This window comes from Streptomyces sp. NPDC058653, from assembly GCF_042716895.1.
Classification (GTDB): Bacteria; Actinomycetota; Actinomycetes; order Streptomycetales; family Streptomycetaceae; genus Streptomyces.
This window is the reverse complement of record NZ_JBHXRM010000020.1, coordinates 1-3,387: the sequence shown is the minus strand read 5'-3', so window position 1 is coordinate 3,387 and position 3,387 is coordinate 1. Positions and strand designations below refer to the sequence as shown.

Genomic DNA, 3,387 nt, shown 5'->3' with positions numbered 1-3,387 from the left:
AGGCTGAGACTCCGAGGGGCAAGATGGGACCGGCCGTCCGCAAGGTGCAGTGGGTCAGGGAGGAAGCGTCGTCGTGAGCAGCAGGCCATCCTGGCTCGGCGCCCTGCCGCTGCTCGTCTTCGCCGGAGTCTGCTTCGGACTCCCCGTCGCCGCCGTCGTGTACGGCGCCTTCACCACCAAGGACGCGGTCACCGGAGCCACTTCGGCCACCGGCGCCAACGTCTCCACCTCCCTCCAGGGCCCCTATCTCACCTCCCTCACCAGCAGCGTCGAACTGTCCGCGCTGACCGCCCTGATCGGCACCGTCCTCGGGACGCTCATCGCCCAGGCCGTCGTCACCTCACGGCGGCGCGCGCTGCGCGAGTCCGTCCTCACCGCCTCCGGTGTCCTCGCCAACTTCGGCGGCGTACCGCTGGCGTTCGCCTTCGTCGCGACCCTCGGCATCTCCGGTGTCGTCACCGAACTCGCGCACCTCGACGCCGCGGGCTGGAATCTCTACTCGTTCACCGGACTCACCGTGATCTACCTCTACTTCCTGGTGCCGCTGATGGTGCTGGTCAGCGTCCCCGCGCTGGACGGCCTGCGCCCCCAGTGGCGGGAGGCGGCGCAGAACGCCGGGGCGACGGACGCGCAGTTCTGGCGCCATGTCGGTCTGCCGGTCCTCCTCCCCACCCTGCTCGGCGGGTTCGTGCTGCTCTTCGGCAGCGCGTTCGCCGCGTACGCGACGGCCGCCGCGCTCGTCGGCGGCTCCGTACCGCTGGTCACCCTCAAGATCGCCGCGGCGCTCTCCGGGAACGTGCAGGTCGGACAGGAGAACGTGGCGCTCGCGCTGAGCCTCGACATGATCGTGATCGCCGGTGTGGTGATGGCGGTCTATCTGCCCCTCCAGCGACGGAGCACCCGATGGCTGCACTGACCCCGACGGCGTCCGCGACCTCGCCCGCGGCCCCGCCTCCCAAGGAGGCCGCGCCGGGGGCCACCTCCGTACGGAGGCGGCGCCGCCCGCGCGTCTGGCGGGGCGCCGTACTGGCCCTGGCCGGGATCTACTTCGTCGTACCGCTGCTCGCCTCGTTCGTCTTCACCGTGCACACACCCGGTCAGGGCGTCTCCTTCGAGGCGTACACCGGCATCCTGTCGGCCGAAGGCTTCGCGGACAGTCTGCTGCTCTCGCTGGGGCTCGCGGCCTGCACCATCGCGCTGTCCCTGCTGCTGGCCGTGCCCGCGCTCGTCGCCGTACGGCTCGGGGCACCCCGGCTCGGGCCCGCCGTGGAGATCGTCTGCATGCTGCCGCTGGTGGTGCCGCCGATCGCGCTCGTCAGCGGGATCACCACCGTGCTGGGCTGGGGACCGGAGTATCTGTCCACGACACCGCTCTACCGGACGTTCATCGTCGTCCAGGACGAGTCGTTCCCGCTCGTGCTGGTGATCGCCTACACCGTGCTCGCGCTGCCGTTCGTCCACCGGTCGCTCGACGCGGGGCTGCGCGCCGTCGACATCCCGACGCTCGTGGAGGCCGCGCGCAACTGCGGGGCGAGCATGCCGTACGTGATCGTCCGGGTCATCCTGCCCAATCTGCGCTCGTCTCTTGCGGGCGCCTCGTTCCTCACCCTGGCCCTGGTCCTCGGCGAGTACACGATCGCCGCGCTGCTCGGCTACCAGCCCTTCGCGGTCTGGATCGTCACCATCTCCGGCTCCCAGGCCCAGACATCGGTCGCGGTGTCACTGCTCAGCCTGCTGATCGCCTGGGCGCTGCTGATGGTCCTGTCCCGGGCCGGAGCGCGCGCCGCCGCCGGAGCCACCAACCCGGCCCCGGCCCCGGGCGCCCCGACCTCCCTCTCCGGCAAGGAGTAACCCACCCATGTCAGCCATCTCCACGCTGCCCGGCGACACGACCGGTCCGGGGCGGGCCACCGCCCCCGCCCCCGGCGCGCTCGTCGAATTCCGCGGTCTGCGCCGCGCGTTCGGGCCCACCGTCGCGCTCGACGGTCTCGACCTGACCGCCCGTCCCGGTGAACTCCTCGCCCTGCTCGGCCCGTCCGGCTGCGGCAAGACCACCGCCCTGAGAGTGCTCGCGGGCTTCGAGCACCCCGACGCCGGCGAGGTCCTCGTGGACGGCGAGGACATCACCCGTGTCCCGGCCAACCGCCGCGACGCGGGGATGGTGTTCCAGTCGTACAGCCTCTTCCCGCACCTCAACGCCCGCGACAACGTGGCCTTCGGTCTGCGCGTACGCAAGGTCTCCGCCGCCCGGCGGCGGGAGCGCGCCACCGAACTCCTCGGCCTCGTCGGCCTTCCCGACCACGGCGACCGCTTCCCGCACCAGATGTCCGGCGGCCAGCAGCAGCGGGTCGCGCTCGCCCGCGCGCTCGCGCTGCGACCGCGCGTCCTGCTGCTCGACGAGCCGCTGTCGGCGCTCGACGCCAAGGTCCGGCTCTCGCTGCGCGAGGAGATCCGCCGGCTCCAGCTCTCGCTCGGCATCACCACCATCTTCGTCACGCACGACCAGGAGGAGGCGCTGTCGATGGCCGACCGGGTCGCCGTCCTCAACGCGGGCCGCCTGGAGCAGTGCGCGCCGCCCGCCGAACTGTACGAGCGGCCCGCCACGCCCTTCGTCGCCGAGTTCGTCGGCACGATGAACCGGCTGCCCGGGCAGCTCACCGACGGGGGACGGGTCGCGGTCGTCGGAGCGACGCTGCCTGTGGACGGCGAGATCCCGCCGGGCCGGGAGACGGCCGTGGAGGTGCTGATCCGGCCCGAGAACATCACGGCGACGGCGGACGAGCGCGGTACGGCCACGGTCGTCTCCGCGTCGTTCTTCGGGTCGGTGACGCGGGTGCTGCTCGACCTGCCGGACGGCGGCTCCGTCAAGGCCGACGTGCCGTCGAGGGACGCGGGGGCGCTGGCCCCCGGCGTACGTGCCACGGTCCGGCCGGCCAAGCGCCCGGTGCTGGTCGTCGCGCGAGCCGCCGGGACGGGTGTCACGGATACGCGGCCCGCCGGGACGGCCGGGTGAGCCCGACGGACGACGGCCACCGGGTACGTACCCCCGCCGCCGTGCTCTTCGACATGGACGGCACCCTCGTCGACACCGAGACGCTCTGGTGGGATGCGGCGGCCGAGGTCGCCGCGGGCATCGGCCACCGGCTCTCGGACGCCGACGCGCCCGAGGTCGTGGGCCGCGCCGTCGCGGACACGGCGGCCCACCTCGTACGTGTGACGGGCGCGTCCCGCCCGGAGACCGTCGCCGCCGATCTCGCCGCGTCCTTCCTCCGGCGTGTGGAGGCGGGTGCGCCGCCGCGGCCGGGAGCCGGTCGGCTGCTGGCCGCCCTCGAACAGGCGGGGGTGCCGTTCGCGCTGGTCAGTGCCTCGCCGCGGAGCGTGGTCGAC

Annotated in this window: 4 protein-coding genes; all 4 read left to right on the top strand. The window is 73.1% G+C overall.

All coding sequences use genetic code 11. The features are described 5' to 3' along the window. Window positions 1–73 precede the first annotated feature (73 nt). The gene (locus ACFWU9_RS18585; protein ID WP_384319600.1) at window positions 74–916 is read left to right on the top strand and encodes an ABC transporter permease; all 843 of its coding nucleotides are present in this window, start codon (window positions 74–76) and stop codon (window positions 914–916) included. Next, window positions 904–1,851 (top strand): ABC transporter permease, encoded by a 948-nt coding sequence (locus ACFWU9_RS18580; RefSeq protein ID WP_384319598.1) that lies wholly within the window; start codon window positions 904–906, stop codon window positions 1,849–1,851. The genes ACFWU9_RS18585 and ACFWU9_RS18580 overlap by 13 nt, the downstream gene beginning before the upstream one ends. Before the next feature lie 7 nt (window positions 1,852–1,858). Beyond that, the gene (locus ACFWU9_RS18575; RefSeq protein WP_384319596.1) at window positions 1,859–3,013 is read left to right on the top strand and encodes an ABC transporter ATP-binding protein; all 1,155 of its coding nucleotides are present in this window, start codon (window positions 1,859–1,861) and stop codon (window positions 3,011–3,013) included. 53 nt (window positions 3,014–3,066) lie between these two features. Continuing rightward, window positions 3,067–3,387: HAD family hydrolase (locus tag ACFWU9_RS18570; protein ID WP_384319796.1), on the top strand; the 321-nt coding region annotated here is incomplete at its 3' end.